Source organism: Sandaracinus amylolyticus (assembly GCF_021631985.1).
In the GTDB taxonomy this organism is placed as follows: domain Bacteria; phylum Myxococcota_A; class Polyangia; order Polyangiales; family Sandaracinaceae; genus Sandaracinus; species Sandaracinus amylolyticus_A.
Window position 1 is genome coordinate 4,085,581 of the sequence record NZ_CP070225.1, and the last position, 24,547, is coordinate 4,110,127.

19 protein-coding genes are annotated in these 24,547 nt (G+C 73.8%); 12 read left to right on the forward strand and 7 right to left on the reverse strand.

Annotated elements, in window-relative coordinates; translation table 11 throughout:
• Positions 1 to 13: 13 nt before the first annotated feature.
• On the reverse strand, positions 14 to 2,575 hold the full coding sequence (locus tag I5071_RS17200; protein ID WP_236606556.1) for a sodium-translocating pyrophosphatase: 2,562 nt from the start codon (positions 2,573 to 2,575) through the stop codon (positions 14 to 16).
• A gap of 242 nt (positions 2,576 to 2,817) precedes the next feature.
• Here I5071_RS17200 and I5071_RS17205 point away from each other — a divergent pair, with 242 nt between their 5' ends.
• From I5071_RS17205 to I5071_RS17215, 3 genes are all read left to right on the forward strand, one after another.
• Entirely contained in the window at positions 2,818 to 4,419 is a 1,602-nt protein-coding gene (locus I5071_RS17205; RefSeq protein ID WP_236606557.1) for a hypothetical protein, read from the forward strand.
• Positions 4,420 to 4,499: 80 nt separating this feature from the next.
• Positions 4,500 to 6,305: a serine/threonine-protein kinase gene (locus I5071_RS17210; RefSeq protein WP_236606558.1), complete on the forward strand. Its 1,806-nt coding sequence runs from the start codon at positions 4,500 to 4,502 to the stop codon at positions 6,303 to 6,305.
• A gap of 864 nt (positions 6,306 to 7,169) precedes the next feature.
• Positions 7,170 to 8,183: an ExbD/TolR family protein gene (locus tag I5071_RS17215; RefSeq protein ID WP_236606559.1), complete on the forward strand. Its 1,014-nt coding sequence runs from the start codon at positions 7,170 to 7,172 to the stop codon at positions 8,181 to 8,183.
• Position 8,184: 1 nt separating this feature from the next.
• On the opposite strand, the gene I5071_RS17220 is transcribed toward I5071_RS17215, so the two are convergent.
• From I5071_RS17220 to I5071_RS17235, 4 genes are all read right to left on the reverse strand, one after another.
• Complete coding sequence (locus I5071_RS17220; RefSeq protein WP_236606560.1) at positions 8,185 to 9,180, reverse strand: hypothetical protein; 996 nt, start codon at positions 9,178 to 9,180, stop codon at positions 8,185 to 8,187.
• On the reverse strand, positions 9,177 to 10,133 hold the full coding sequence (locus I5071_RS17225; RefSeq protein ID WP_236606561.1) for a hypothetical protein: 957 nt from the start codon (positions 10,131 to 10,133) through the stop codon (positions 9,177 to 9,179). Before I5071_RS17225 ends, I5071_RS17220 begins: the two co-directional genes overlap by 4 nt.
• An 884-nt stretch (positions 10,134 to 11,017) precedes the next feature.
• Positions 11,018 to 11,899: an RNA polymerase sigma-70 factor gene (locus I5071_RS17230; protein ID WP_236606562.1), complete on the reverse strand. Its 882-nt coding sequence runs from the start codon at positions 11,897 to 11,899 to the stop codon at positions 11,018 to 11,020.
• Positions 11,896 to 13,092 carry an NAD(P)/FAD-dependent oxidoreductase gene (locus I5071_RS17235; RefSeq protein ID WP_236606563.1) on the reverse strand — a complete coding sequence of 399 codons (1,197 nt, stop codon included), beginning with the start codon at positions 13,090 to 13,092 and terminating at the stop codon, positions 11,896 to 11,898. Before I5071_RS17235 ends, I5071_RS17230 begins: the two co-directional genes overlap by 4 nt.
• 88 nt (positions 13,093 to 13,180) lie before the next feature.
• On the opposite strand from I5071_RS17235, the gene I5071_RS17240 reads away from it, so the two are divergent.
• The gene (locus I5071_RS17240) at positions 13,181 to 14,599 is read left to right on the forward strand and encodes a hypothetical protein (RefSeq protein WP_236606564.1); all 1,419 of its coding nucleotides are present in this window, start codon (positions 13,181 to 13,183) and stop codon (positions 14,597 to 14,599) included.
• Positions 14,600 to 14,609: 10 nt separating this feature from the next.
• Here I5071_RS17240 and I5071_RS17245 read toward each other — a convergent pair whose 3' ends face one another.
• Positions 14,610 to 15,902, reverse strand: coding sequence for a tetratricopeptide repeat protein (locus I5071_RS17245; protein WP_236606565.1), 1,293 nt, complete (start codon positions 15,900 to 15,902; stop codon positions 14,610 to 14,612).
• Between the two features lie 135 nt (positions 15,903 to 16,037).
• Here I5071_RS17245 and I5071_RS17250 point away from each other — a divergent pair, with 135 nt between their 5' ends.
• The 8 genes from I5071_RS17250 to I5071_RS17285 all read left to right on the forward strand — a co-directional run bounded on the left by I5071_RS17250 (position 16,038) and on the right by I5071_RS17285 (position 24,118).
• Positions 16,038 to 16,679 carry a hypothetical protein gene (locus tag I5071_RS17250; RefSeq protein ID WP_236606566.1) on the forward strand — a complete coding sequence of 214 codons (642 nt, stop codon included), beginning with the start codon at positions 16,038 to 16,040 and terminating at the stop codon, positions 16,677 to 16,679.
• On the forward strand, positions 16,679 to 17,599 hold the full coding sequence (locus I5071_RS17255; RefSeq protein ID WP_236606567.1) for an ABC transporter substrate-binding protein: 921 nt from the start codon (positions 16,679 to 16,681) through the stop codon (positions 17,597 to 17,599). Before I5071_RS17250 ends, I5071_RS17255 begins: the two co-directional genes overlap by 1 nt.
• Positions 17,596 to 18,609, forward strand: coding sequence for a FecCD family ABC transporter permease (locus tag I5071_RS17260; RefSeq protein WP_236606568.1), 1,014 nt, complete (start codon positions 17,596 to 17,598; stop codon positions 18,607 to 18,609). Before I5071_RS17255 ends, I5071_RS17260 begins: the two co-directional genes overlap by 4 nt.
• Positions 18,606 to 19,442 carry an ABC transporter ATP-binding protein gene (locus I5071_RS17265; RefSeq protein ID WP_236606569.1) on the forward strand — a complete coding sequence of 279 codons (837 nt, stop codon included), beginning with the start codon at positions 18,606 to 18,608 and terminating at the stop codon, positions 19,440 to 19,442. Before I5071_RS17260 ends, I5071_RS17265 begins: the two co-directional genes overlap by 4 nt.
• A gap of 343 nt (positions 19,443 to 19,785) precedes the next feature.
• The gene (locus tag I5071_RS17270; RefSeq protein WP_236606570.1) at positions 19,786 to 20,586 is read left to right on the forward strand and encodes a dihydroneopterin aldolase; all 801 of its coding nucleotides are present in this window, start codon (positions 19,786 to 19,788) and stop codon (positions 20,584 to 20,586) included.
• Complete coding sequence (locus I5071_RS17275) at positions 20,583 to 21,311, forward strand: SDR family NAD(P)-dependent oxidoreductase (protein WP_236606571.1); 729 nt, start codon at positions 20,583 to 20,585, stop codon at positions 21,309 to 21,311. The genes I5071_RS17270 and I5071_RS17275 overlap by 4 nt, the downstream gene beginning before the upstream one ends.
• A 124-nt stretch (positions 21,312 to 21,435) precedes the next feature.
• Entirely contained in the window at positions 21,436 to 22,701 is a 1,266-nt protein-coding gene (locus I5071_RS17280; RefSeq protein WP_236606572.1) for a pyridoxal phosphate-dependent aminotransferase, read from the forward strand.
• A 37-nt stretch (positions 22,702 to 22,738) separates the two neighbouring features.
• Entirely contained in the window at positions 22,739 to 24,118 is a 1,380-nt protein-coding gene (locus I5071_RS17285; protein ID WP_236606573.1) for a hypothetical protein, read from the forward strand.
• A gap of 12 nt (positions 24,119 to 24,130) precedes the next feature.
• Here the strand turns inward: I5071_RS17285 and I5071_RS17290 are convergent, their stop codons facing one another.
• Positions 24,131 to 24,457, reverse strand: a complete 327-nt coding sequence (locus tag I5071_RS17290; RefSeq protein ID WP_236606574.1) for a hypothetical protein — start codon at positions 24,455 to 24,457, stop codon at positions 24,131 to 24,133.
• Positions 24,458 to 24,547 lie beyond the last annotated feature (90 nt).

Below are 24,547 nucleotides of genomic sequence, written 5' to 3' on the forward strand. Positions count from 1 at the left end.
CCGTTCGCTCAGCTCACTCGGCCGGCGCGGCCGCGGTCTTCGCGTGGCTCTCGCCCTCGACCGCCGCGATGCGCATGCCGTAGAACGAGCGGTACACGAAGAACGCGCTGATCGCGAAGAGCACCGCCGCGATGACGACGCGCATCGTCGCGCCGTTCTCGATGCTGCCCTGGAGGATCTCCGCGAGCTCGACCGCGAGCAGGCCGAACAGCGTGGTGAACTTGATCACCGGGTTCATCGCGACCGACGAGGTGTCCTTGAAGGGATCACCCACGGTGTCGCCGACGACGCACGCCGCGTGGAGGTCCGTGCCCTTCGCCTTGAGCTCGGTCTCGACGACCTTCTTCGCGTTGTCCCACGCGCCACCCGCGTTCGCGAGGAAGAGCGCCTGGAAGAGACCGAAGAGCGCGATCGCGACGAGGTACCCGATGAAGAAGTACGACTCGAGGAACGCGAACGCGAGCGTCGAGAAGAAGACCGTGAGGAAGATGTTGAACATCCCCTTCTGCGCGTAGACCGTGCAGATCTCGACGACCTTCTTCGAGTCCTCGATCGACGCCTTCTCGACGCCCTCGAGCTTGATGTTCGCCTTGATGAACTCGACCGCGCGGTACGCACCGGTCGAGACCGCCTGCGTCGACGCGCCGGTGAACCAGAAGATCACCGAGCCGCCCGCGAGCATGCCGAGCAGGAAGGGCGGGTGCATCAGCGAGAGCTGCGTCAGCAGCTCGGGGCGAAGGCCCGTGAGCAGCACGATGATCGAGAAGATCATCGTCGTCGCGCCGACCACCGCGGTGCCGATGAGCACCGGCTTCGCGGTCGCCTTGAACGTGTTGCCCGCGCCGTCGTTCTCCTCGAGGAGCTCCTTCGCGACCTCGAAGTTCGCGTCGAACTTGAAGTCCTTCTTGATCTCTTCCTTGACGTTCGGGACGTTCTCGATGAGCGAGAGCTCGTACACCGACTGCGCGTTGTCCGTGACCGGGCCGTAGCTGTCGACCGCGATCGTGACCGGGCCCATGCCCAGGAAGCCGAACGCCACGAGGCCGAACGCGAAGATCGGCGAGACGTCGACCCAGCCGGCCTCGGTCTGGAAGCGGATGATCGCGCCGAGCGCCTCGCTCGTGCCCGCGTCCAGCATCGTCACGCCGTACGCGACGCCCATCAGCGCGACGAACACGATGCCCATCCAGTACGCGCTGAAGTTGCCCGCGGTGAGGCCGGCGAGGACGTTCAGCGACGCGCCGCCTTCCTTCGACGCGGTCACGACCTCGCGCACGTGGCCCGAGTCGACCGAGGTGAACACCTTGATGAGCTCGGGGATGATCGCGCCCGCGAGCGTGCCGCAGCTGACGATCACCGAGAGCTTCCACCACGCGCTCGACGCGCCGCCGAGCTCGGGGATCAGCGCCGAGCTGACCGCGAACGTCGCGATGATCGAGACGATCGACGTGAGCCACACGAGGACCGTGAGCGGGTGCTCGAAGTTGAACTTGCCGAGGTTGCCGTAGCGGCTCTTCGCGATCGCCTCGTTCACGAGGTACGAGCCCGCGCTCGCCACGACCATCACGACGCGGATCATGAAGAGCCACACGAGCAGCATCTTCTGCGCCTCGGCGGCCTCCGGGCTCGTGAGCACGAGGAGGATGAACGAGATGAGCGCGACGCCGGTCACGCCGTAGGTCTCGAAGCCGTCGGCGCTCGGACCGACCGAGTCACCCGCGTTGTCGCCCGTGCAGTCCGCGATGACGCCGGGGTTACGCGCGTCGTCTTCCTTGATCTTGAAGACGATCTTCATGAGGTCCGAGCCGATGTCGGCGATCTTCGTGAAGATGCCGCCCGCGATGCGGAGCGCCGACGCGCCGAGCGACTCGCCGATGGCGAAGCCGACGAAGCAGGGGCCCGCGAACTCACCCGGCACGAAGACCAGGATGAGGAGCATCATCATCAGCTCGACCGAGATGAGCATCATGCCGATGCTCATGCCGGCCTTGAGCGGGATCGCGTAGACCGGGTGGCCCTTGCCCTGGAGCGACGCGAACGCGGTGCGCGAGTTCGCGAACGTGTTGACGCGGATGCCGTACCACGCGACGCCGTAGCTGCCGGCGACGCCGATCAGCGCGAACACGAGGATCATCCCGACGCGCAGCCAGCGCTCGCCCGCGGGCAGGTGCGCGAAGGCGAACACGCCGTAGTACACGACCATGATCGCGCCGATGAAGGCGAACAGGATCATGATGAAGCGGCCCTGGGTGACCAGGTACGTCTTGCACGTCTCGTAGATCAGCTCGCTGATGTCGAGCATGGTCTTGTGGACCGGCATCGCCTTCAGCTGGTTGAAGATCACGAAGCCGAACGCGAGACCGAGCGCGCACACCGCGAGGCCGCTCATCAGGAGCGTGCGGCCGTCGACGCCGAGCATCGTGACGGTCGAGAAGTCGGGCAGGCGGAGGCTGGCCTCGCCGCCTGCGGCGTGGCTGGTCTCCTGGGCGAGCGCGATGCTCGGCGCCGCGAAGGCCGCCAGCGAGGCAGCGGCGGCTGACACGCGAGCGAGAAGCGAGTGCAGACGGCTGGACATGAGGACTCCTGGGTCTCCGAACGCCCGGAGCGCGCTCCGGACGAGGCAATGACACCGCTGGGCGAGATGTCGGGTCGAGCGCTTCCCTATCCCGCGCGCCCACCCTCGGCGGGGCCGCCTGATAGCAAGGGGCGCCGGCGATGTCTACACCCGTTGGGCCGGCCGCGTCTCGGGGTGAGGAAGGGTCGCGGTCGGGCCGAGTAGAATCCTCCGCCGAGGGCGGCCGACGGGCGGAGGTGCGGATGAGGCGGGATGCGTGGCGCGGGATCGCGATGGTGCTCGCGGCGATCGCGGCGGGGTGCGGAGAGTCCCACCCAGCGGGCGACGGCGGCGAGGACGACGTCGACGCGTCGATCGCGCCCGACCAGGACGCCGGGGTGACGCCCGGCGACGACGCGAGCGCCCCGGACGAGGACGCGTCGTCGCCCGACGTCGACGCCGGCCCGCCCGCGAGCTGCGACTCACCCGGCACGGTCGAGAGCGTCCCGTGCGGCAACTGCGGCACCGTCTCGCGCTTCTGCACGGCGGCGCGGGTCTGGGAGTACGCGGAGTGCGAGGACGAGGGCGTCTGCGCGCCCGGCACCATCGACCAGGTCGCGTGCGGCAACTGCGGCCGGCAGGCCGCGCGCTGCACCACCGCGTGCGTCTGGGAGCGCACCGGCGCGTGCACCGACGAGGGCGAGTGCGCGCCCGGCGCGCGGACGCGCAGCGGCGAGACCTGCCCCGCGCCCCAGACCCGCGAATTCCTGTGCAGCGACGCGTGCACGTTCGAGCCCGCGAGCGAGTGCTCGGCGGACGGGTGCACGACGCCCGGCACCATCGAGCAGGTCGCCTGCGGCATGTGCGGGACGCGCGAGCGCTTCTGCACGGCGGAGCGCGTCTGGGAGTACGGCGCCTGCGAGGACGAGGGCGTGTGCATGCCCGGCACGACCGGCCCCGTCGCCTGCGGCAACTGCGGCACCCGCACCGCGCGCTGCACCGCCTCGTGCCAGTGGGACGGCAGCGGCACCTGCGCCGGCGAGGGCGTGTGCGCGCCCGGGACGATCACGCGGAGCGGCGCGCTCTGCCCGCCGATGCAGACGCAGCGCGTGCAGTGCACGGCGTCGTGCGCGTACACCCCGCTCGACGCGTGCCGCAGCACGGTGCCGGTCGACGTGATGGTGCTGCTCGACGTGACCGGCTCGCACGCGACCTACGTGCGCGACAACGTCACGACGTTCGGCACGCGCCTGGTGGCGCCGCTGCTCGCGATGGACGACGTCGCGGTCGGCGTCGCGTGGTACGCGGACTTCCCGATCGACTCGTACGGCAGCGCGGGCGATCATCCGTTCGAGGGCGGCGTGCAGCCGACGCGCACGCGCAGCGAGGTCGACGGCGCGTTCGCCGCGGTCCCGCAGCGCGGCGGGAACGACCTGCCGGAGAGCGGCATCGAGGCGCTCTCGATCCTCGCCGGCGGCACGACGCCGGCGTCGGCGATCCCGCTCGTGTGCTCGAGCGGGCGCACCGCCGGCGGCTGCTGGCGGGGCGGCGCGCGGCGCGTGGTCGTGATCTACACCGACGCGTCGAGCCACAACGGGCCGAGCCCGACGTCGACCGCGCTGCACTCGCCCTACACGACCATCCCCACCGCCGCGACGTGGCCCACCGTGCGCTCGCGGCTCTTGGCGGACGGCACGCTGCTGCTGGTCCTCTATCGCACGAACACCGACGCCGACGCGGCCGGCCAGTACGACGAGATGCTGCGGGATCTGGGGCAACCCGTGACCGATCGCATCGCCGCGGACACCATCGGGCCGGCGCTCGACGCGGTGGTGGCGCGGGTGCGGGGGATCGCGATGCCCTGAGCCCGTGTGGGGCCTTGGAGGGTGCGCAAGCAGGTTCGCGTTGCGCTCGCGCCTTAGTCTTCCGATGATTGGGGGGCTCGATGTCGCGCCCTGCCCCGTCCGAAGCTCCGCTCGTGTCTCCCGCCGACTCGTTCGTCGGTCGGGTGCTGGAGCAGCGATACCGCGTCGAGCAGCGTCTCGGCGAAGGCGGGTTGGGCACCGTCTACCGCGCGCAGCACCTCAAGCTCGCGCGCAACGTCGCGGTGAAGGTGCTGCGCGACGATCTACGCGGCATCCCGCAGCTGCGCGCGCGCTTCGAGCGCGAGGTGAAGGCGCTCTCGTCGCTCTCGCATCCGAACGTCGTGACGATCACCGACTACGGCGTGGAGGGCGGCATGCCCTTCCTCGTCATGGAGCTGGTGGAGGGCACCGAGCTCGCGAAGATCGTCGGCGAGCCGCTGCCCCCGGAGCGCGCGCTCTCCATCGTGCGTCAGATCCTCGCGAGCCTCGCCTACGCGCACGAGCGCGACGTGGTGCATCGCGATCTGAAGCCCGCGAACGTGATCGTGCGGCAGCTCCCCGACGGACGCGATCACGTCACGGTGCTCGACTTCGGGCTCGCGAAGTTCGTCGGCGACGATCCCGGCGGCGACCTCACGCGCAGCGGGCTCGTCGTGGGAACGCCCGCGTACATGCCGCCCGAGCAGATGGCCGCGGGCGCGCGGCGCGCCGATGCGCGCTCCGATCTCTACGCGGCGGGCCTCATCCTCTTCGAGCTGATCGCGGGCCGTCGTCCCTTCACGTTCGAGGAGCCCGCGGAGCTGCTGCGCGCGCATCTCGTGATGCAGCCTCCGACGCTCGCCGAGGCGCTCCCTGGCGCGGTGGTGCGGCCCGAGCTCGAGGAGCTCCTGGTGCGCGCGCTCGCGAAGTCGCCCGACGATCGCTTCCCCGATGCGCGCGCGATGATCGATGCGATCGACGCGCTGCCCTACGAGCCACTGGTGCGCGGCGGCGTCGGTGGTCACGACGCGCGGCACGACGCGACGCGCCCTGCGCGGCCGACGCCGATCTCGGCGGCTGCGGCGGCGAGCGAGCGTCCGCCGCCGAGCCCGACCGCGGCCGAGCGTGCGCGCGCGATGGGCATGCGCGCCGGGATCGCGGCGCTCGTGTTCCTGATGACGATCGCGGGCATCGCGTGGGCTGCGCGGCGCGCGACGACCGAGCCGGTCGCCGACGCGACCGACACGACCCGAGCGAGCCCGCCGCCGGTCGCGCCGCCCGCGCGCAGCGAGGGCCCGGGCACGACCGCGGCGCCGCCGTCGGCGGCGGTCGCAGTGGCCGAGGCGACGCCGGGCGACGATCCGGTCGCAGCGGGCGACGAGGACACCGAGGCGCTGGTCGGCGACGAGGACGAGGGCGAGGTCGCGCCCGAGGTCGAAGCGCCGTTCGTCGCGCCGGTGCGCGTCGGCCCGCGACCGCCGGCGCGCAATCCGCTGCGGGGTCGGCTGCCGGCGGTGCTCTCGCGCGTCGATGCGCGCATCGAGCGCGGCCGTCCGATCGGCGCGGGCGACATCCGCTCGCTGCAGCGATATCGCAACGACCGCCCCGGCGACGTGCGCGGTCGGCTCGTGCTCGGGCACGCGTACGCGGCGCGCGGCTGGCTCTCGCCGGCGATGGATCAGTACGAGCGCGCGGTGGGCGTCGACGAGAGCGTGCGGGGCGATCCGGCGATCCTCGAGAACCTGCTGCGCGCGGTGCGGACCGAGTCGCTGACGGCCCGGGCGAGCGAGCTCGTGGTGCGGATCTACGGGCTCGAGGCGCAGGCCGGTGTGCGACGGGCGATCTCTCGGGTTCGCGATCCGGCGGAGCGCGGACGGCTCGAAGCGCTCGCTGGTCGACTTCGCTGATCTCCGCGCGGGGTGAGGCTTCGGTGTGGGGCGCGGGGAGGGGGCCGGTGCTCGGCCAGTCCTCGCGATCCGACCTGCTGCGCGGTGTGATGGTCGATGGCCGGGGCTCTCGCTCGCGCAGCGCTCCGCGCTTTGCTCGCTCGCATTCGCGGGCCTCGCCGAGACTGGTCGGCGCTGCGGACGCGAAGCACGGACGACGCGAAGCGGCGGCCGGGCGTGAGCGCAATGCTCGACACGCGACGAAGGAGCGGGTCGAGCAGCAACTGCGCGCGGGCCCCCTCCCCGCGCCCCGGCTGGCAAGGCTTCGGCCGCGCGCGGAGGTGAACGCAGCTCGGTGTGGTGGGGGGACGCGTGCTGACTCGCCCTTCGGGCATCGTGGAGCCGATTGATCGGGCTCGCGCTGCGCGCCTCGCCCCGATGAGTCGCGACCGAACGCGATCGTGGTGACGGGATCGCCCGGCATGCCCGAGACGGTCGCGCTCTCGCGCTCTCTCGCGCTCTCTCGCTCACTCGCTCTCTCGCTCTCTCGCTCTCTCGCGCTCTCGCGCTCTCTCGCGCTCTCGCTCGCTCTCTCGCTCACTCGCGCTCTCTCGCTCACTCGCGCTCTCTCGCGCTCTCGCTCGCGCGCTCTCTCTCGCTGTCTCTCACCCGCACGCGCCCCCGCCCTCGCCCTCGCCCTCGCCCTCGCCCTCGCCCTCGCCCTCGCACGCGCCCTCGCCCTCGCCCTCGCCCCCGCCCTCGCCCCCGCCCCCGCCCTCTCCCCCGCCCCCCGCCCTCCTGTGCGTCCGCTCTCGCCCTTCCGCGCGCGCAGTTCCGCTACTCTCCCGCGCCATGCATGGCCACCGCTCGCTTCCAGGCTCTCTGATGCTCGCGTCCGCTCTCGTGCTCTCGACCGCGTGCGGGGGCTCCGAGGCGGCCGAGGACGCGGTCGACACGACGCCCATCGTCGGCGTGATGGAGCTGCCGATCTCGCATCGCGGCGACGCGACCGCGCCGAGCGATGCGCTGCGCGTCGAGATCAGCCCGACCGAGCTGCGCCTCGAGAGCCGTCCCGTCTACACGCTCGAGCGCGGGCGCGTGCCCGCCGCCGAGGTGACCGCCGACGGGCTCACCCAGCTGCGCACCGCGCTCCAGGCCGCGCCCGCGCGCCCCCGCGTCGCGCTCACCGCCCACGGCATGGTGCCCTACGGGACGCTGGTGCGGACCATCCAGACGCTCACCGCCGCGGGCTATCGCGACATCCTCCTCGCGGTGCGTCCGGTCTCGGGCACCGGCGCCGCGCCCACCGCGCCGAGCTGGATGCCGATCTCGTCGCCCCAGATCGCGCCCTTCGGCCCCGAGCCCGTCGACCCCGCGACCTACGGCGGACCGGCGCGCGGATGGGGCGACTTCACGTCGCGCTGGGAGGAGTCGTACGACGCGTGCCGCGCCGCCGGCGCCGGCCAGTACACCGACTGCGATCCCAAGGCCTCGGTGACGCCCGAGGACGGCCAGATGCAGGTCGTGCTCTGGGCCCGCGGGCGCGGCATGCAGGTGCGCTTCAACCGCGTCGGCGCGCCCCCGCCCGAGCCCAGCAAGGCACCGAGCGGCCCCGCGCTCATCGAGGGCGTCCGCGCCGCACCGACCGGCGAGGGCGAAGAGATCCCGCCCGACCCGTCGACGACCGGCGCCTTCGCGTTCCGCGCCGAGGTCGCGACCGCGGCCGACTCCGCGATCTCCGGCGTCACCCGCCCGGTGTGCGGCGCCTCGCCGTGCCCCACCGTCGTCGAGGCCGACGAGGAGACGCCGGTGATGCGCGTCGTGTCGCTGCTCGGCGCGGCGTTCCCCAACGGCTCGAGCCCGCCGCACCTCGTGCTGCGACTGCCCGCCGCGCGCTGAGCTACGGCGCGACGAGCCAGTTGCGGTGGCCCTCGCTCTCGGGCGGCAGGACCTCGATGCAGCCCACCACCGCGTCCCCACACCGGCGCGCCTCGGACAGCGCGCCGGCGACGCGCTCGAGCGGGCCGTACCGCCGCCGGTGCTCGCGGGCCAGCGCGTTGTACTCCGTGACGAGCGCGCCCAGGTCGTCGCCCGCCGCCCACCCGATCGGGCCGATGCCCTCTCCGTGATCACGCACGGCGAGGAACGTCGGCCCGAGCGCGTGCACCCGTCCTCGCGGCACCAGCGGCGCCGCGCCGAGCGCGGGCACGAGCGTCTCGAGCGCGTCCTCGCGAGATGCCGCGTCCAGCTGCCCAACATCGACGCCGAGCAGCTCCGCCACGTCGCTCACCCCGAGGCCGAGCTCGACGACGTCGCGCCCCGATGGCCCGTCGCGCAGACACGCCTCGAGCCCCACCCGCAAGAGCCCCGCGCACCCGCGCGACCAGTCGGGCGTCTCGTCCCAGGGCGGCGGAGGCGACCTCCATCCCTCGAGCTTGCGCGCGAGGAGCACCGCCTCGTTGCCGAGGAAGATCGCGGGCCCCCCGAGCTCACGCATCCGCGCGAGGCGCTCGACGCTCTCCTCGAGCGCGTGCTGGGTCGCGCGCGGGATCATGCCGACGCCGCCGAGCGCGCCGCGCAGCGTGCGCTCGACGTCCTCGCGCTCGAGGTCGTCGACGTAGTCGAGCTGCTCGAGCGCGTCGCGCAGGCCCCGCTCGATCACGCGCCACCCATCGCCCGCGACCTCGACACGATCCGCGACCTGCCGCGCGTGGTCCTGCACGCTCCACGTCGAGAGCAGGCGCCACAGCGACGACTGTGCCTCGCCGCTCGCGGCCGCCTCGGTCCCGCCGCGCGCGACGGCGCGCGCCATCGCGCCGTACCCCGTCACGAACGCGCGCACGCGCTCGGGGTCGGCGGCGACCAGCGTGTGCGCGAGGATCGCCGGCTCGCTCATGACGCCGCGGGCTCCTCGTCCTCGCCCTCTTCGTCCTCGCTCGCGTCCCGCGCGCTGACGACGAAGCGCTCGAGGCCGCCCAGCGAGGGCAGCGAGATCGACGCGCCCTCGCTCTGGGCGTTGCGCAGCGCCCCGACGATCGCGCGCAGGATCGCGAGGACCAGCCCGTCCTGACGATCGAGCGCGCGCTGATCGATGTGCTGCGGCGGCGTGAGCGCCGCGCCGGTGCCGGCGAGGCGCTCGGTCTCGTCGGCGAGCTCGCGCAGGCGAGCGACGAGCGCGTCGTCGTAGCCGTACGCATCGAGGACGAGCGTGTGCTGAGGGTCGGCGCGCAGCTCCTCGAGGATGCGCGCGACCGTGCGCGCGCTCGCGACGGCGGCCGAGGCGGTGGGGGCCTTCGCCGACGCGCGCTGGAGCTCGGCACGGTGCGGCGAGTCGAGCGCGACCACGTTGCGGGCGAGGTGGGTCGCGACGACGCGGCGCTCGCGCAGCGCCCTCCCCTTCGCGACCTTCAGCGCGTCGCGTCGCCCCGCGATCTCGCTCGCGACATCGCGCAGCTGCTGCTCGTACGCGAGGTCGATCCGGGCGAGCTCGCGTCCCTCGACCACCAGCAGCCTCAGCAGCTCGGGGGCGAGCCCGCGCGGCGGCGGGTCGAGCGTGCGCAGCGCGTGGAGCGCGGACGCGGCGACGTTCGGCGCGACGGCGAGGATCTCCTCGGTGCGGTAGGTCGCGCCGATGTCGACGAGCTTCTCGTTGCCGTAGGCGCGCGCGAGCGCCTCGCGCACCGCGGCGACGCGCGCCTCGGAGGTCGGCGGCAGGTCGCGCTCGATCTCGTCGAGCGACCACGCGCGGCTCGTGTCGAGCCCAACCGCGGCTCGTGTCGGGGCCTTCTTGGTCGCGCGCTTCTTCGCCGCGACCTTCGTTGTCTTCTTGGTCTTCTTCGTGGCAGCCATGCGCGCGACGGTAGAGGACGAGCCCGCGGCCGCGCAAACGCCCGCCGGGGAAGGGACGGTGTCGAGCGCGGGATCGTCGGTGTCCGCGCCGGGGATCGCCGGCGTCCGCGCCGGGATCGCCGGTGTCCGCGCCTCGCGCAGCGTCTCCGCGCCAGGTTCATCGCTCTCCGCGGCTCGCGCAGCGTCTCCGCGCCACGATCATCGCTCTCCGCGCCTCGTGCAGCGTCTCCGCGCCAGGTTCATCGCTCTCCGCGCCTCGCGCGGCGTCTCCGCGCCAGGTTCATCGCTCTCCGCGCCTCGCGCGGCGTCTCCGCGCCAGGTTCATCGCTCTCCGCGCCTCGTGCAGCGTCTCCGCGCCACGATCATCGCTCTCCGCGCCTCGCGCAGCGTCTCCGCGCCACGATCATCGCTCTCCGCGCCTCGTGGGGCGTCTCCGCGCCAGGTTCGCCGCTCTCCGCGCCTCGTGCGGCGTCTCCGCGCCACGATCATCGCTCTCCGCGCCTCGTGCAGCGTCTCCGCGCCGCGATCGAGGCGATGCCCGAAGGGCGAGCCCGGCCAATCGGCTCACGATGCCCGAAGGGCGAGTCGGTCCGCGTGACGACGCGAGCGCGCGAAGCGCTCTCGCGTCGTCACGCGTCCGCCCTCTTCACCACACCGCGCGCCGTTCCTCGTTCGCGTGCGGCCGAAGCCTCACCAGCAGGGCGCGTGGCAGGGGGCCCGAGCGCTTCCGCAGCGACCCACCCGACGGCAGCCACCTACCCGCCCGGTTCTCGGCATCGCATCCGCGATGCCGAGAACGATCCCGCCTCCCGACGCCCCAGCGCTCACCGCAAGCCGGTCGCGAGGCTCAGCGAGGGCCCCCTGCCACGCGCCCCCGCCGAGACCTATCCCCGCGCGGAGATCCCCGAGAGCTTCGAGGGGTTCACCACCAGATCGATCTCCACGACCCGATCCCCGTCGACCGTCAGCGCGAGCACCCCGAGCAACCCACCCGCGTTGCTCCACCCGATCCCGGTGCGCCCGTTGATCTCCATCAGCTCGAACTTCACGTCGGCCGACGCCTTCCGCGAGAGCCCCATCACGAAGCGCGCGACCCGATCGTCGCCGTGCACCGCGCGGCGCGCCGCCTTCGCGCGACCGCCGCCGTCGGAGCGCGCGACCACGTCCTTCGCGAGCAGCGACTGCAGCCCTCCGAGGTCGCCCTGCCCGATCGCCATCGCGAAGCGCATCACGAGCTCGCGATGTCGATCGGGATCCGCGGGGAAGCGCGGCCGCCCTTCCTTCACGTGCGCCCTCGCGCGCGACATCAGCTGCCGCACCGCGACCTCGTCGCGCTCGAGGATCGCCGCGACCTCGGCGTGCGAGTAGTCGAACACCTCGTGCAGCAGGAACACCGCGCGCTCGAGCGGAGAGAGCCGCTCGAGCAAGAGCAGGAACGCGAGCGAGAGCGACTCGGCGTCCTCGGGATCGCGCGGCTGCACCACCGCGCCGGGGAGGTCGGTGCGCACCGGCTCGGGCAGCCAGTCACCGGTGTACTGCTCGCGCCGCACGCGCGCCGAGCGCAGCTGATCGAGGCAGATGCGCGTGACCACCGTCGCGAGCCAAGCGCGCGGCGAGGCCACGTCGTCGGTGGGTGCGCTCTGGGCGCGCACGAACGCTTCCTGCACCGCGTCCTCGGCCTCGGCGACGCTGCCGAGCATGCGGTACGCGAGCCCGATCAGGAACGAGCGGTGCTCGCTGTAGAGCGCGGCAGGATCGTTCTTCATGCGGCCTCGCGGGGCGACGGGAGCTCGCGCGACGGGAGCGCGTGGAGGCGGACCCGCAGGAAGCGGTAGTCCCACCATCCGTCGCGCTCGAGCTCGACGCTGCGCACCGTGTAGCGGCAGATCATCTCCTTCACCATCGCACCGAGGCGGCCCGACAGGAAGGTCGCGCGCGGCGTGCCCTGCGGCGTCATGAGCTGCACGAGCCCGTCGCGGCGGCCGAGGCTGATGCAGTAGGCCGTGTCGGACCAGTCGATCGCGCGCTCGGGCTCGTCGCGCAGCGAGCGCACCGCGTTCTCGGCGGCGTGCACGCCCATCGGCATCGCGCTCTTGCAGCCGAAGGGGAGCTCGGAGCCGAGCACGCCGCTCGGCGCGGCGCAGTCGCCCGCGACGTAGACGTCGGACACGCCCTCGAGGCGCAGCATCGCGTCGACGCGGGCACGGCCGCGGGCGTCGACCGGGAAGCCCCAGGTGCGCAGCGACTCGGGGATCGCGAAGCCGACCGCGCCGACGCAGACGTCGAAGGGCACGCGCTCGCCGGCGATCACGACGGCGTCGGGATCGACGCGCTCGACGCGGGCGTGCTCGCGCAGCGTGATGCCGAGGCGCGCGAAGGTGCGGCGCAGGTGATCGACGGCGCGCGGCGCGAGGCCGGGGCCGATCGCGCCCGACGTCACCAGCGTCACGCGCAGGCCGCGGTGGCGCTCGGCGAGCTCGGTGGCGCCCTCGATGCCGGTGAGCCCGCCGCCGATCACGACCAGATGGCCTTCGCGGCGCGCGGCCTCGCGCACGGCGATCTCGAGCTCGGCGAAGCCGTCGGGCTCGAGCGTGTGCGCGTGCTCGCGCGCGCCGGGGATCGCGCTCGCGTCGACGCGGCTGCCGATCGCGACGATCAGGCGATCGAAGCGCATGCGCTCGCCGCCCGAGAGCGTGATCTCGTGCCCGACGCGATCGACCGACTCCACGCGGGCGCGGACGATGCGCACCGAGGTGCCGCGCAGCAGCTTCGCGAGGGGGCGCGCGGGATCGACGATGCCGGCCGCCGCCTCGTGGAGGCGCACGCGCTCGATCATCGCGTCGCGATCCGAGACGAGCACGACCTCGCCGCGATGGCGCAGGCGGCGCGCTGCGCGCAGCGCGGCCATCACTCCGGCGTACCCACCGCCGACCACGATCACCCGGGGCTTGGTCTCCATCTTCGCCTTCTCCTTCGTCGTTCGCCCCGAGGACGAGGCAGCGCGGCGGGACGTGACATCGCGGGAAAGGACTGAGACGATCACCTCCATGCGCGGTCGCTTCGCACGTCTTCTGATGGTCTCGGTGCTGGCGCTGGGGGGTCCCGGATGCAGCACGATCGTCGACCCCGACGAAGGTCGTCTCGATCCTCCGACGGGGAGCGACGGCGGCGGCGTCGACGGCGGTGCGGTGGACGGAGGTGGCGACCCCGGGGTCGACGGAGGGCCTCCTCCGATCGACGGGGGCGGCGGGTGCGTGCCGAGCTGCGAGGGGTCGACGCTGACGCGCTGCGAGGGCGACCGGCCGGTGGTCGAGACGTGCACGCTGCCGTGCGCCACCGAGGGCGCGCGCTGCGGCGAGATGATCCCGTCGAACGTGAGCGCGGAGCTGTGGACGAGCGAGGCGCGCGACGTGGTGGTCGCGGGGACGGCGCGCTTCGACACGAGCACGTGCATGTCGACGATGTCGCTCGCGGGCGTGGTGCCGCAGGGCGCGGGGCCCTCGGTGTGCGTGCTCCAGGTGCGCAACCTGCGCGTGGAGAGCGGCGCGGAGCTGAGCGTGACGGGGAGCTTGCCGCTCGCGATCCTGGCGACCGGCGACGTGGAGATCCGAGGGACGCTCGACGCGAGCGCGGCGCTGGAGCGGCCGGGGCCGGGCGGGGGCGCGGGCGGACGGCCGGGCGCGATCGACGGCAGCGGCTGGGGCCCGGGGCGCGGCGGCGCGCGGATGGGCAGCTTCGACGACGGCGGGGGCGGCGGCGGCGGGCTCTGCGGGGCGGGCGGCAGCGGAGGCGCGGGCGGCGACGCGGCGGGCGGGATGGGAGGCGCGGCGACCGACGCGCAGCTCTTGATCCCGCTGCGCGGTGGGAGCGGCGGCGGCCTGGGGCTCGGGGCGACGGGCGGCGGCGCGGGGGCGACCGGGACGTTCGGGCTCGGCGGAGCAGGCGGCGGGGGCGTTCAGATCAGCGCGCTGGGCCGCATCCGGATCGAGGGCGCGATCCTGGTCGGGGGCGGCGGCGGGCGCGCGGGGCGCAGCGTGGAGAGCGGCAACTGGGGCGCGGGCGGAGGCGGCGGCAGCGGCGGCGGCATCCTGCTCGAGGCGCCGGAGGTGGTGTTCGAGGGCAGCGCGACGCTGGGCGCGACGGGCGGCGGCGGAGGCGGGAGCGCGAGCGCGCTGGTGAGCGGCGACGACGGCGAGGACGGGCGCGTCTCGCTGACGTCGGCGAGCGGCGGTGAGGGCGGCGGAGCGGAGTACGGCGCGGCGGGCGGGGACTCGGGCGGCGGCGAGGTGCTCGAGGGGCGCGACGGCGAGAGCAACGAGACGCGCAGCGCGAACGGCGGCGGCGGCGGCGGCGGCGCGGGCTGCATCGTGGTGCGCACCGCCGAGGGGACGTTGCCGCCGGGGATCGAAGACGGATGGAGCCCGAGCGCGGACGGCGTCTTCGTCGCGAGAGTGTTGGTGCGCTGAACGTACCGGGTCAGCTCGAGCGGGCCAGGCGCGCTTCGGCGATCGCGAGGCCGGGCGCGCGATCGAGGACGCGCTGCCATGCGGCGCGCGCGGCGTCGCGGTCGCCCTGGCGCTCGCGCAGCAGCGCGAGGTTCATCAGCGGGTTCGGATCGCTGGGGTCGAGCTGCGCGGCGTGCTCGAGCGTCGTCTCGGCGTCGGTGGCGCGATTCAGGTGGACCAGGCACGCGCCGAGGCCGTTGTGGGCCGCCGCGAGCTCGGGCGCGCGCACGATCGCCTCGCGGAACGCCGCCGCGCCGGCGTCGTACTGCTCGAGCAGCGCGAGCGCGTTGCCGAGCTTGAGCCACGACGCCGCGTCGGCGTCCTCGCGCTCGATCGCGCGGCGGTACACGTCGACCGACTCGCTCACCCGACCGAGGTCGCGCAGCAGATCGCCGAGCGCGAGGAGCGGCTCGGCGTCGTTCGGGACGAGCTCCGACGCGCGCTCGAAGTCCGCGACCGCGCCCTCGAGATCGCCGGTGGCCGCGCGCGCGAGACCGCGCCCGAGGTGCGCGCCTCCGTCGGCCGGCGCGCGGGTGATCGCCTCGCCGAACGCATCGCGCGCGTCCTCGTGACGACGCGCGACCCGCAGCAGACGACCGAGGTTGATCCACGGGTCCTGCCCCAGCGGATCGAGCTCGGTCGCGCGCCGGTACGCCGCCTCCGCGCCCTCCGCGTCGCCCTGCTGCTCGCGCGCGAGCCCGAGGCGGTTCCACACCGGCGCGCAGCGCGGCTCCAGCGACGCGAGCACGTCGAGGTGCGCACGCGCCGCCCCGCCGTCGCCGGCGTCGAGCGCGAGGTCCGCCGCGAGCATGCGGCCCCGCGCGTGGTCGGGCGCGGACTCGAGCGCGGCCTCGACCTCGCGACGCGCCTCGGCGTCGAGCAGGCGACCGCGCGAGAGCGCCGCCGCGAGGACGTGCAGATCGGGGGTCTCGCCGAGGTGCGTGAGCGCCGTCGCGAGCTCGCCCTCGGCGAGGATCAGATCGCCGCGCTGGAGATCCTCGATCGCCTCGGCGTAGTGGGTCAGGCCCCGCAGCTCGGCGTCGTCGCGCCCGAGATCCCGCGCGCGCTCGAGCAGCGAGATCGCGGTCGAGGCCTGGATGCGATCGAGCGTGGGCGCCTCGACGAAGGGCGCGTCGAGGCGCGCGCGCGCGTCGGCGACGAGCTGGTCCGCCGTCGCGTCGCGATGGGCGCCGAGCGCGAGCGCACCGGCGGTGACGAGCGCGGTGCTGATCGTGGCGACGAGGGCGATGCGGCGCTGGCGCATGAGGGGAGGAGATCGGGCCCGCCGAGCCAGGTCAAGAAATCGGCTCGCCGCTCCGGGCCCTCCGGGACGAGCACTCCTGTCGGCGCGACAGATCAACATGGCAACGCGGGGGCGCCCGCGATATCCACGCTCGGCATGGACCCCGACTTCTGGCGGACGCGCTGGGCGGAAGGACGCACCGGGTGGCACCAGGGCGCGCCCAGCCCGCACCTCGTCGCGCATGCGCGCGTGCTCGAGGGCGCGCGCCGAGCACTGGTCCCGCTCTGCGGGAAGTCGGTCGATCTCGCGTGGATCGCGGCCCGGCCCGGTGGGCCCTCGGTGGTGGGCGTCGAGCTGGTCGAGGAAGGCGCGCGCGCGTTCTTCGAGGAGCAGTCGATCCCGATGCACCGCACCCACGACGGGCCCTTCGTGCGCTACGAGGGCGGCACGATCGAGATCGTGGTCGGCGACTTCTTCGAGATCACCGCGGCCGAGATCGGGCGCTTCGAGGCGTGCTTCGATCGCGCCGCGCTCGTCGCGATGCCGCCGTCGATGCGCCCTTCGTACGTCGCGCACCTGCGCTCGCTGATGGAGCCCGGGGCGCGCGTGCTGCTCGTGGCGTTCGAGCACGACGCGCCCGACGGACCGCCGTTCTCGGTGTCCGAGGACGAGGTGCGCACGCTCTACGCGGGCGCGAAGGTGACCCGCCTCGGCGCGATGGAGACCGAGACTTCGGCGTCGCTCGCCGCGCGAGGCGCGCGCGACGTGCGCGAGGTCGCGTACGAGATCGAGCTGTGATGCGCGACCTGGCGACGCCGATCGCATGCGCGCTCGCGCTGGCGGCGTCGGCCACGCTGGGCGCGCTGGCGCCCGAGTCGACGTGGGCGCCGCAGCCGGTCGCGCCTCCGCCGCGTCCCTCGCGCATCGTGTCGCTCACGCTGCCCGCCGACGAGATCGTGCTCGCGCTGGTCTCGCCCGATCGCGTGCTCGCGCTCGAGGCGTACGTCGACGACGCGCAGGCCTCGAACGTCGTCGCGGACGCGCGCGCGGTGCGCGGTCGGATGCACCAGCCGATCACGGCGGAGGCGGTGATCGCGGCGCGCCCCGATCTCGTGCTCTTGTCGGGGTGGTCGGATCCCCAGCTCGAGGCGCTGCTGGGGGTGCAAGGAGTGCCGGTCGAGCGGGTGATCTCCGCGCAGTCGCTCGAGGGCACGCGCGCCCAGATCACCCGCATCGGCGCGCTGCTCGACGAGCCGCAGCGAGCGCGCGAGGTGATCGCGGCGATGGACGCGCGCATCGACGTGGTGCGCGCGCACGGCGCGGCGCGCCGGTCGCGTCCGCGCGTGCTGCTCTTCTCGTGGAGCGGGCACACGCCCGCGGAGGGCACGCTGTTCTGCGAGCTCGCCGTGCTCGCGGGCGCGACCTGCGCGAGCACCGAGGCCGGCCTCAGCGGCTATGCGCCGCTCACGATCGAGCACCTGCTCGAGCTCGATCCCGACGTGATCGTGACCAACCGCTATCGCGCCGACGGCCGCGCGCGCGCCGTGGTGCCCGAGCCGGCGCTCGAGGACGATCCGCGGCTGCGCACGCTGCGCGCGGTGCGCGAGGATCGCGTGATCGCGCTGCCGAGCGCGCACCTGCTCGCGACCAGCCACCACGTCGCGTCGCTCGCCGAGGATCTCTCTCGCGCGCTCGACGCGCTCGAGCCGCCGCGATGAAGCGCGTGCTCCCCGCGTCGATCGTCGCGCTGGCGCTGATCGCGCTCGCGATCCCGCTCGCGACCGCGATCGGGCCGAGCACGCTCGCCGTCGATCGGGTGCTCGCGGTGCTGCTCGGCGTCGCACGCGACGTGGCGCCCTGGGAGCGCGCGGTGGTGCTCGACGTGCGACTGCCGCGCGTGGTGGTCGCGCTGCTCGGCGGAGCGGCGCTCGGGCTCTCGGGCGCGGCGATGCAGGGGCTCTTCCGCAATTCGCTGGCCGAGCCCGGCGTGCTCGGGGTGTCGGGCGGCGCGACGCTCGGCGCGATCGTCGCGCTCTATGCGGGCGCGGCGCTGCCGCTCGTCGTGGTGCCGGGCGCGGCGTTCGCGGGCGCGCTGGGGTGCGCGCTCGTCGTGTACCGGCTCGCCAGCGCGGGCGGGCGCGCGCGCACCGCATCGCTCTTGCTCGCCGGCGTCGCAGTGAGCGGTGTCGCGACGGCCCTCGCGTCGATGGTGCTCTCGATCGCGGTCGCGGACTGGGAGCTGGGGCGACAGATGCTCTCCTGGATGATGGGCGGGCTCGAGGGTCGCAGCTGGACCCACGCCGCGATCGTCGCGCCCCCGATCGTCGTCGGTGGTGGGCTGCTCTTCGCGCGGGCACGCGAGCTCGATGCGCTCGCGCTCGGAGAAGAGAGCGCGGCGGGGCTCGGCGTCGACGTGCCGGCGCTGCGGCGCGCGGTGTTGATGCTGGTTGCGCTCGCGACCGGCGCGACGGTCGCGGTGATGGGCGCGATCGCGTTCCTCGGGCTGATGGCGCCGCACGTGGTGCGGCTGATCGTCGGGCCCGCGCATCGGCGCGTGCTCGTCGGATCGGCGGTCGCGGGCGGGCTCGGCCTCGTCGCGGCGGACGCGCTCTGCCGCGCGGTCGCGGGCAGCGTCGATCTGCGGCCCGGCGTGGTCACCGCGATCCTCGGCGGGCCCTTCTTCTTGTGGCTCCTGGTGCGCGATCGCGCGGCGGGAGGCGAGGAGTGAAGGAGCCCGAAGATCGGCTCGCGGGCGCGGGGCCCTCGAGCACTCCCGCTGGAGTGAGCCCGCGGCTCGAGCTCGATCGGGTCGAGGCCGGCTATCGCGGTCGCGCGGTGCTGCGCGAGGTGTCGCTCGCGCTCGCGCCGGGCGAGGTGGTGGGGCTCGTCGGTCCGAACGGCGCGGGCAAGAGCACGCTGCTGCGCGTGGCGTCGGGCGCGCTCGCAGCGCGCGCGGGCACGGTGCGGCTCGAGGGCGCGACGATGGCCTCGATGTCGCGGCGCGACGTGGCGCGCCGGCTCGCGTGGCTGCCCCAGGCCCAGAGCACCGACCTCGCGTTCCGGGCGCGCGAGGTGGTCGCGATGGGACGGCTGCCTCACCTCGGGCCTTACGCGCCGGCGGGCGCGCACGATCGCGCGGCGGTCGATGCCGCGATCGCGGCGACGAGCATCGAGGCGCTCGCCGATCGCACGTTCCCGACGCTCAGCGAGGGCGAGAAGCAGCGCGTGCTGCTCGCCCGCTGTCTCGCGCAGGAGCCCGCGGTGCTCTTGCTCGACGAGCCCACCGCCGCGCTCGACGTACGTCACGCGTGGTCGCTGATGCGCGTGGTGCGCGAGCGCGCGAGCGCGGGGATCGCGGTGCTCGCGGCGATCCACGATCTCGCGCTCGCGGCGCGCACCTGTGATCGCGTGATCGTGATCGCGGCAGGGCGCGTGGTGCGCGACGGGCGCCCCGAGGACGCGCTCGACGCCGCGGTGATCGCCGAGACGTTCGGCATGCGGGCCCGGGTGCAGCGCGAGGAGGCCGGCATCGCGATCACGATCCTCGGCCCCAGCGGGTGAAAGAGCCGCCACCGGCGCCCCGATTTGGGGACAGCGAGCGTCCGAGAGCGCAATCGAGGCCTCGGAATCGCCGTTCGTGACGTCCCGAGAGCGCTCTCCGGACGCCGGAACGCGCTCTCGGACGGTCGCGGAGGCCTCTCGAAGCGCCGGAACCCGCTCTCGAGACGTCCGGGGAGGCCTCTCGAAGCGCCGGAACGCGCGCTCGGGACGTCCGGGGAGCTCGTTCCGGGCGCCGGCTCGGCCTCTCGGACCCGCGCGGAGGCGATTCCGGCGGCCCGATTGCGCCTCCCGGCGCCTGGGCCGGTGTTTCGCGCTTCCGGGCCGGTGTACTAGAGATCCCGCGATGCCCCGCTTCCGCGCTCGTACCGCGCCGCCCGACGTGATCTCGATCGACGGTCTGCAGGTGGACTGCGTCGTCGGCGTCTATCCCCACGAGCGGCACGAGCCGCAGCCGCTGCGCGTCGATCTCAAGCTGATGCTCGACACCGCGGTCGCGGGCGAGACCCAGCGCCTGCGCATGACCGTCGACTACGCGATGATCGCGTCGCAGCTCGCGTTCCTGCTGCAGAGCTGTCGCTTCCACCTGCTCGAGACCGCGGCGCACGCGCTCACGCGCTACCTGCTCGCGCCGCCGGCCCTCGGCGAGGATCGACCGCGCGTGCAGGGCGTCACGCTGCGCCTCACCAAGCCCAACGCGCTCGGCGGCAACGGCGTGCCCTCGCTCGAGGTGCACCGCGTCCCCGCCGACGTGCGGCTGCGCCACGAGACGAAGCCGTGGGGCACCGTCGACGTGGTGCACGAGACGAAGACCGAGGGCATCTACCGCCTCAACGTCGCGCCGGGCCAGCACATCCCGCTGCACGCGCACCACGAGATGCAGGAGTCCGAGATGGCGCTCGGGGACGGGCTCGTGCTCAGCGGCAAGCGCATCCCCGCGGGTCAGGTGCATCGCTGGCCGCACGGCAAGAAGCACCTCTGGGAGAACCCGAGCGATCGCTGGCAGTCGATCCTCTGCGTGGACTCGCCGCCCTTCCTGCCGCACGACGAGCAGCTCGCCGAGGGCGTGCCCGACGAGGTCGCGCCCGAGCCGCCCTTCCTGCCGCTGCACTCCGTCGACGCTTCGAGCGGTGTGGTGCCGACGTGAGGGCGATCGAGAGCGTGATCGTCACCGGCGCGAGCCGGGGGATCGGTCGGGCGACCGCCGAGCGCTTGATCGCGAGCGGACGTCGGGTCGCCGCGGTCGCGCGCGACGCGCGCGCGCTCGATGCGCTGGTCGCGTCGTCGGCCGGTCGAGCGGTCGCGATCGATGCGGACCTCGCGTCGCTCGACGCGCTGCGCACCGTCGTGCCGCGCGCGATCGAGGCGCTCGGGGACGTCGACGCGCTGGTGTCGTGCGCGGGCATCGCGAAGCATCGCCCCCTCGCCGCGATCGACGAGGCGCTCTTCGAGGAGCACGTCGCGCTCAACCTGCGCGCGCCGCTCTTCCTCTCGCGCGATCTCGCGCGCCACCTCGATGCGCGCGATGCGTCGGGCGCGATCGTCCACCTCGCGTCCACGCTCGCGCTGCAGGGCGTGGCCGGCACCAGCGTGTACGCCGCGACCAAGGGCGCGATCGTCGCGCTCGCGCGTGCTCTCGCGATCGAGCTCGCGCCGCGGGTGCGGGTCTCGTGCATCGCGCCGGGCGCGGTCGACACCGAGATGATCCGCGCGCCGCGCAGCGAAGAGAGCCTGCGCGAGCTCGCCGCGCTGCATCCGGTCGGCCGCATCGGCACCGCCGACGAGATCGCCGAGGCCGCGGAGTACCTGCTCGAAGCGCGCTTCGCGACCGGCACCCTGCTCGTGCTCGACGGCGGCCTGACCGCAGCGTGAGCGAGTGTCCAACATCGGCTCGCCGGCGCAGGGCCCTCCCGTCCGCGTGGGCCGCACGCTCCCGTGCGGGCCCTCCGCCAGCGAGCACTCCCGCTGCGCTGACGCCGTCTGCTACGGTGCGCGCATGTCGAGCACCCACGACGGGTCGCCGCGTCTCAACGCCTTCCGCCCCGTCCCGCGCACCGGCGTGATCTACGTGACCGCGGAGGCCACGCGCCGCGGCTACCGGCAGGACGATCCGGACTGGTGCAACCTCGGACAGGGCCAGCCCGAGACCGGCCCGCTGCCCGGCGCGCCCGCGCGCGTGACGCACGTCGACATCGATCCGGCCGATCAGGAGTACTCGCCGGTGCCCGGGCTGTGGGAGCTCCGCGAGACCGTCGCGTCGCTCTACAACAAGCTCTACCGGCGCGGCCTGCCCTCGCAGTACAGCGCGGAGAACGTCGCGATCGGCGGCGGAGGTCGCGTCTCGGTCATGCGCGCGTGCGCCGCGGTCGGCGGCGTGCACATGGGCCACTTCCTGCCCGACTACACCGCGTACGAAGAGCTGCTCGACGTCTTCCGGCGCTTCACGCCGATCCCGATCCTGCTCGATCCCGAGACCGGCTACGACTTCAGCGTGCGCCAGCTGCGCCGCGAGATCCTCGGCCGCGGCCTCGGCGCGCTGCTCCTCAGCAACCCGTGCAATCCGACCGGCAAGGTCATCGCCGGCGAAGAGCTGCGGGCGTGGGTCACGCTCGCGCGCGAGCTCGACTGCGCGATGCTGATGGACGAGTTCTACTCGCACTACGTGTGGAAGGACGGCGTGACGATGTCGTCCGCCGCGCAGTACGTGGAGGACGTCGATCACGATCCGATCGTGCTCTTCGACGGGCTCACCAAGAACTGGCGCTACCCGGGCTGGCGCATCTGCTGGACCGTCGGCCCCAGGAGCGTGATCCAGGCGATGTCGAGCGCGGGATCGTTCCTCGACGGCGGCCCCTCGCGCCCGATGCAGCGCGCCGCGATCGCGCTGCTCGACGAGGAGAGCACGCGCGCCGAGACCGAGGCCATCCACGCGTCGTTCCTCGCGAAGCGCCAGGTGCTGCTCCAGGGCCTGCGTCGCCTCGGCGTGCGCTTCGATCTCGAGCCCGAGGGCACGTTCTACTGCTGGGGCGACGTGAGCGGGCTGCCCGCGTCGCTGCGCACCGGCGAGCAGTTCTTCCAGGCCGCGCTCGAGCGCCGGATCATCACCGTGCCGGGCGTGTTCTTCGACGTCGATCCCGGCAAGCGCCGGGGCGGGCGGCCGAGCCGGTTCCAGCACCACGTGCGCTTCTCGTTCGGCCCCTCGATGCCGACGCTCGAGCGCGCGCTCGTTCGGCTCGGCGAGATGATCGCCGACGCCGCCTGATCCATCGCCCGCGCGATCGGCGCTACGCTCGGTGCGCATGGCCCTTCGCTTCGCGCTCGCCGCCGCGCTGTCCCTCGTCACCGCGTGCTGCGTGAGCCCGGTGGAGCCGACGCCGGTGCCACCCAGCGACCCCTGCGGCTTCCGGCCCTGCTTCGCCGACGCGGGCGGCCCCTTCTTCCCCGACGGCAGCGGACCGTTCCCCGGCGCGTGCGGGCTCAGCGGCTTCGGCTCGCCCTGCGAGCGCGAGTGCGTCGACGCGCAGCTCACGTGCTTCCGCGAGCGCCACGCGACCGCCGAGGTCGAGCACGAGGGCGGCACCGCGACGCTGGACGTCGTCGCGTTCCCGAACGGCCTGTGCAGCACGTCGTGCTCGGTCGACGCGGACTGCGGCGAGTGCGCGCGCTGCGTGCCCTACGCGCTCGCGGGGCGCGCGCGCCTGCAGGGCATCGTCGGCGGAACGGGCGTGTGCCGGCCGCGCTGCTTCTCGTTCGAGTGCGGCGCCGGGTACGCCTGCGATCCGACGGTCGGCGCGTGCCTCGAGGCGTGCACCGCGGACGAGCAGTGCCGCTTCACGACGATCGACAGCAACGGCGACGGGCAGGACGACGCGCTCGCGTACGACGCGGAGAGCACGCTCGTGTGCGCGAGCGGCGTGTGCACCGCCGACGCGGTGTCGGTCGGTCCCGCGTGCTTCGAGGGCTTCGACTGCCCCGCGGGGTTCGAGTGCCTGCGCGACGCCGCGCACATGAGCACCGGTCAGTGCGGCCGCGTGGGCTGCTCGAGCGACGAGAGCTGCGGCGCGAACGCGGCGTGCATCGCACGCGAGGACGGCACCAGCATCTGCACGAACGCGTGCACGCTCGGCGCCGATCGCCCCGAGTTCCGCATCGGCCGCGAGGGCCGCGGCGCGGCATGCCCTCAGGGCTTCGCGTGCCTGCACCACGGCCCGGGCACGACCGAGGGCGCGTGCCTGCCCGGCTCGTACAACGACGTGCTCGACGCCAACGTCGGCGCGCGCTGCACCGGCGACCACGAGTGCTACTCGCCGTACGGCCGCGGTCACTGCCTGCGTGCGCGCCTCGGCGAAGCCGACGGCACCTGCGTGGTCGACGACTGCATCGCGGGCCAGGCGGACCAGCTCTGGCCCGGCGTGACCGTGCCCGCGCCGACCGTCTGCGATCAGACCGCCGCGACGTGCCTTCCGATCACCGAGAGCCGATCGCGCACGCTCTGCGCGCCGACCTGCGCCGTCGCGAACGACTGCCTGCCGGGCTGGGCGTGCGTCGCGCTGCCGGGCGGCGATCGCGCGTGCTTCCCGGGCTGCACCGTCGACGCCGACTGTCGCTCGGGCACGACGTGCCGCGCCGCCGACGACACACGCTGCGACGGCGCGGACCGCAACTGCGTCTGCGAGTGAAGCGAGTCGGGCTCACTTCTCCGCGACCGCGTGCGCCAGCCGCGCGGGGCGCGCGACGATCTCGCGATAGACGAGATAGCCGAGCGGCGCGATCGACCCGAACAGCGCGGTCCCGATCACCCAGGGCCAGAGCGCGAGCCCGCGCTCGCGCGCGTCCTTCGCGAGCCCGCGCAGGACGAGCACGAAACAGATCACGAGGTCGATCAGCATCTGCATGCCCCACGGCTCCTCGCGCGCGACCGAGAGGAACCCGAGGTAGCCCTCCTCGAGCACCACCATCCCGCTGAAGAGCGCGAAGGGAACGAGCACGAGGAGCGGCACGATCATCCGGACGTTCATGACGAGCACCTCCGATGCTCCGAACCTGTCGTCGTCGCGCGACGCGAACCATGACGTGCGAGGTAAGGACGCTCGGACGCGCCGCGTTCT

What these genes read in the sequence shown, in the direction of transcription:
- I5071_RS17210 (WP_236606558.1), top strand. Translation starts at nt 4,500, where the DNA reads ATGTCGCGCCCTGCCCCGTCCGAAGCTCCGCTCGTGTCTCCCGCCGAC.
- I5071_RS17250 (WP_236606566.1), top strand. Translation starts at nt 16,038, where the DNA reads ATGGACCCCGACTTCTGGCGGACGCGCTGGGCGGAAGGACGCACCGGG.
- I5071_RS17200 (WP_236606556.1), bottom strand. Translation starts at nt 2,575, where the DNA reads ATGTCCAGCCGTCTGCACTCGCTTCTCGCTCGCGTGTCAGCCGCCGCT.
- I5071_RS17215 (WP_236606559.1), top strand. Translation starts at nt 7,170, where the DNA reads ATGCTCGCGTCCGCTCTCGTGCTCTCGACCGCGTGCGGGGGCTCCGAG.
- I5071_RS17240 (WP_236606564.1), top strand. Translation starts at nt 13,181, where the DNA reads ATGCGCGGTCGCTTCGCACGTCTTCTGATGGTCTCGGTGCTGGCGCTG.
- I5071_RS17245 (WP_236606565.1), bottom strand. Translation starts at nt 15,902, where the DNA reads ATGCGCCAGCGCCGCATCGCCCTCGTCGCCACGATCAGCACCGCGCTC.
- I5071_RS17285 (WP_236606573.1), top strand. Translation starts at nt 22,739, where the DNA reads ATGGCCCTTCGCTTCGCGCTCGCCGCCGCGCTGTCCCTCGTCACCGCG.
- I5071_RS17270 (WP_236606570.1), top strand. Translation starts at nt 19,786, where the DNA reads ATGCCCCGCTTCCGCGCTCGTACCGCGCCGCCCGACGTGATCTCGATC.
- I5071_RS17230 (WP_236606562.1), bottom strand. Translation starts at nt 11,899, where the DNA reads ATGAAGAACGATCCTGCCGCGCTCTACAGCGAGCACCGCTCGTTCCTG.
- I5071_RS17290 (WP_236606574.1), bottom strand. Translation starts at nt 24,457, where the DNA reads ATGAACGTCCGGATGATCGTGCCGCTCCTCGTGCTCGTTCCCTTCGCG.
- I5071_RS17260 (WP_236606568.1), top strand. Translation starts at nt 17,596, where the DNA reads ATGAAGCGCGTGCTCCCCGCGTCGATCGTCGCGCTGGCGCTGATCGCG.
- I5071_RS17225 (WP_236606561.1), bottom strand. Translation starts at nt 10,133, where the DNA reads ATGGCTGCCACGAAGAAGACCAAGAAGACAACGAAGGTCGCGGCGAAG.
- I5071_RS17280 (WP_236606572.1), top strand. Translation starts at nt 21,436, where the DNA reads ATGTCGAGCACCCACGACGGGTCGCCGCGTCTCAACGCCTTCCGCCCC.
- I5071_RS17205 (WP_236606557.1), top strand. Translation starts at nt 2,818, where the DNA reads ATGAGGCGGGATGCGTGGCGCGGGATCGCGATGGTGCTCGCGGCGATC.
- I5071_RS17220 (WP_236606560.1), bottom strand. Translation starts at nt 9,180, where the DNA reads ATGAGCGAGCCGGCGATCCTCGCGCACACGCTGGTCGCCGCCGACCCC.
- I5071_RS17255 (WP_236606567.1), top strand. Translation starts at nt 16,679, where the DNA reads ATGCGCGACCTGGCGACGCCGATCGCATGCGCGCTCGCGCTGGCGGCG.
- I5071_RS17235 (WP_236606563.1), bottom strand. Translation starts at nt 13,092, where the DNA reads ATGGAGACCAAGCCCCGGGTGATCGTGGTCGGCGGTGGGTACGCCGGA.